The 2,513-nt window shown below is 39.5% G+C and carries 2 protein-coding genes; both read right to left on the bottom strand.

All coding sequences use genetic code 11. From position 1 onward, the window contains the following. Positions 1–123: 123 nt before the first annotated feature. Positions 124–963 (bottom strand): aldo/keto reductase, encoded by an 840-nt coding sequence (locus AMD01_RS03970; RefSeq protein ID WP_053400120.1) that lies wholly within the window; start codon positions 961–963, stop codon positions 124–126. 70 nt (positions 964–1,033) lie between these two features. After that, positions 1,034–2,239: an MFS transporter gene (locus AMD01_RS03965; RefSeq protein ID WP_053400119.1), complete on the bottom strand. Its 1,206-nt coding sequence runs from the start codon at positions 2,237–2,239 to the stop codon at positions 1,034–1,036. Positions 2,240–2,513: the final 274 nt, after the last annotated feature.

The raw sequence follows: 2,513 nt of genomic DNA, 5'->3' as shown, positions 1-2,513 counted from the left end.
CTCACCGCACGCCCCGCGGAAAGCGAAGCGACCTGGAGTGGAAATCAACCGACTCCGTTATGAACGCAATCCTTTAAAGACTTTTTCAGTGACCTCGACACTGAGTCTGCTTTTTTTCTATTATTAAAAATCAAAATTATCTGGATCTGGTCCAACACGGTGATCTTCATTTAATGCATCAATCACATTCATATCTTCTGATGACAGCTCGAAGTTGAATATATCCGAATTTTCAATAATGCGTGATTCCTTCACAGATTTTGGAATGGTAACGATTCCGCGCTGTAAATCCCAACGTAGAACAATTTGTGCTACTGTTCTTCCGTGTTTCACAGCAAGATCCTGAAGCTCTTTCATGTCGAAAATGCCACCTTGCATTAGCGGTGCCCATGCTTCTAATTGAATATTATGTTTGATTGAAAACTCATGAAGAGCTGTTTGAGAAAGCTTCGGATGCATTTCAACTTGGTTAACCATTGGTACAACCGTTGCTTCTTTCATAAGCGTTTCTAAATGATGAATTTGGAAGTTACATACGCCAATCGCACGCACTTTTTCTTCCTTATAAAGTGCTTCTAGTGCTTTCCACGTATCGACCATTTTATCTTCTACTGGCCAATGAATTAAATATAAATCCAAATAATCTAAGCCAAGCTTTTGAAGACTTGTTTCATATGCTTTTAACGTTTCTTCGTATCCTTGATCAGCATTCCATACTTTTGATGTAATGAAAAGCTCTTGACGAGTGACTCCGTATTCCTCCATTGCTTCACGAATCGCTTGACCTACACCTTCTTCGTTTCCGTATACGGCTGCTGTATCGATGCTTCGGTAACCATTTTTAATAGCCGCCTTTACTGATTGAATGACATCATTACCATCTTCTACTTGAAAAACGCCAAGTCCAAACCATGGCATGTCGACTTTATTTGAAAGTTGTACCGTACTTTGTAAATGTTTCACAAACTCACTCCTCAATTATGTAGTCACTGAACGTGCCGCTTATATATCGGGCATGTTCAGTGACTTTTTATTATTGTTCTTTTTTCTCTAACTTACGGCTCCAAGCTGTTAACAGAACCGCACCAAATACCATGACGCCACCAATCCAAGGTGTATGAATTAATCCGATTGAATCCACGATTAATCCCCCTACAAAGGCACCAATGGCAATTCCTAGATTAAATGCGGCAATGTTCAGTGCAGATGCAACATTAACCGCACTCGGAACATATTTTTCAGCCAGATTAACGACCAGTACTTGTAGACCCGGTACGTTCATAAATGCAAGTAATCCCATTAAGAAGATCGTTGCAACTCCGACAATTTTAAACGGCGCTGTAAAGGACAACACAATCAAAATGATCGCTTGAATCAAGAACATTCCAAACAGAGCCTTTAGCGGGTTTTTATTCGCTATTTTACCCCCCACCGTATTACCGATTGCAACAGCAATCCCATATACAAGTAGAAGGATACTAACTGAGCTTGGTGCAAAGCCTGTTACTTTTTCTAAGATAGGGCTTAAATACGTAAAGGCTACGAAAGTTCCACCATACCCTAATGCTGTAATAGCAAATGCTAATAATAATGGACCATTTTTTAAGATTTTTAATTGATCACTAAATTTAGAAGGTGGTGCTTGTTTTAGATTTTTCGGTACCAAAATCGCACTCGCAATAATGGCTACGATACCTAGTAAGGCTACTCCCCAAAACGTTGCTCTCCATCCAAAGTGTTGACCAATGAATGTTCCAAGCGGTACTCCTGTAACGGTTGCGACCGTTAATCCGGTAAACATCATGGAAATCGCACTTGCACGCTTGTTTTCCGGAACCAAATCAGCCGCAATCGTTGACCCGATTGAGAAGAAAATACCGTGTGAAAACGCAGTAATAATACGTGCAACAAGCAATAAGCTAAAGCTTGTTGAAAGAGCTGCTACAGAGTTACCTACGATAAAAATAACCATTAATAACATTAATAAAGACTTACGGCTCATTTTGTTGGTGAGCGCGGTTAAAATCGGTGCTCCGAATGCAACACCCATTGCATAACCTGAAATTAATAATCCAGCTAACGTAATGGAAATACTTAAATCATCTGCAATTGATGATAATAATCCGACTGGCACAAACTCTGTTGTTCCAATCCCAAATGCACTGATCGCTAACGCTAAAAGTGCCGGTGTTCCGCCTTTTTTTGCACTAGATTGTGCAGGCTGAGTCATCGAACTCATACAAAATTCCTCCTCTTTTTTATCATGTTGAGAGCCAAATCGGCTCTTACATACAACAGTATGCTTGATACAAACCATAAATAGAAGTACGTACTTTAAAGTAATGTAGAAACCCAAAAGTGCTATAGGTACTAAAAAGCAATGTACTGTTCGATGTGTTATGAACATCTGTCATTCATTATGCATGATGACTTTCTCTTAAGGAAGTACGCACTTTTAAGTAGCATAGGCACCAAAAAGTAACGTACTATTTGATGTGTCATCAACATCTGTT

It is taken from the genome of Priestia koreensis (assembly GCF_001274935.1).
Classification (GTDB): Bacteria; Bacillota; Bacilli; order Bacillales; family Bacillaceae_H; genus Bacillus_AG; species Bacillus_AG koreensis.
This window is presented reverse-complemented; position numbering and strand designations above follow the sequence as displayed.

Bases quoted from the DNA above. Each gene is read 5' to 3' on its own strand.
- AMD01_RS03965 (WP_053400119.1), bottom strand. From the start codon at position 2,239: ATGAGTTCGATGACTCAGCCTGCACAATCTAGTGCAAAAAAAGGCGGA.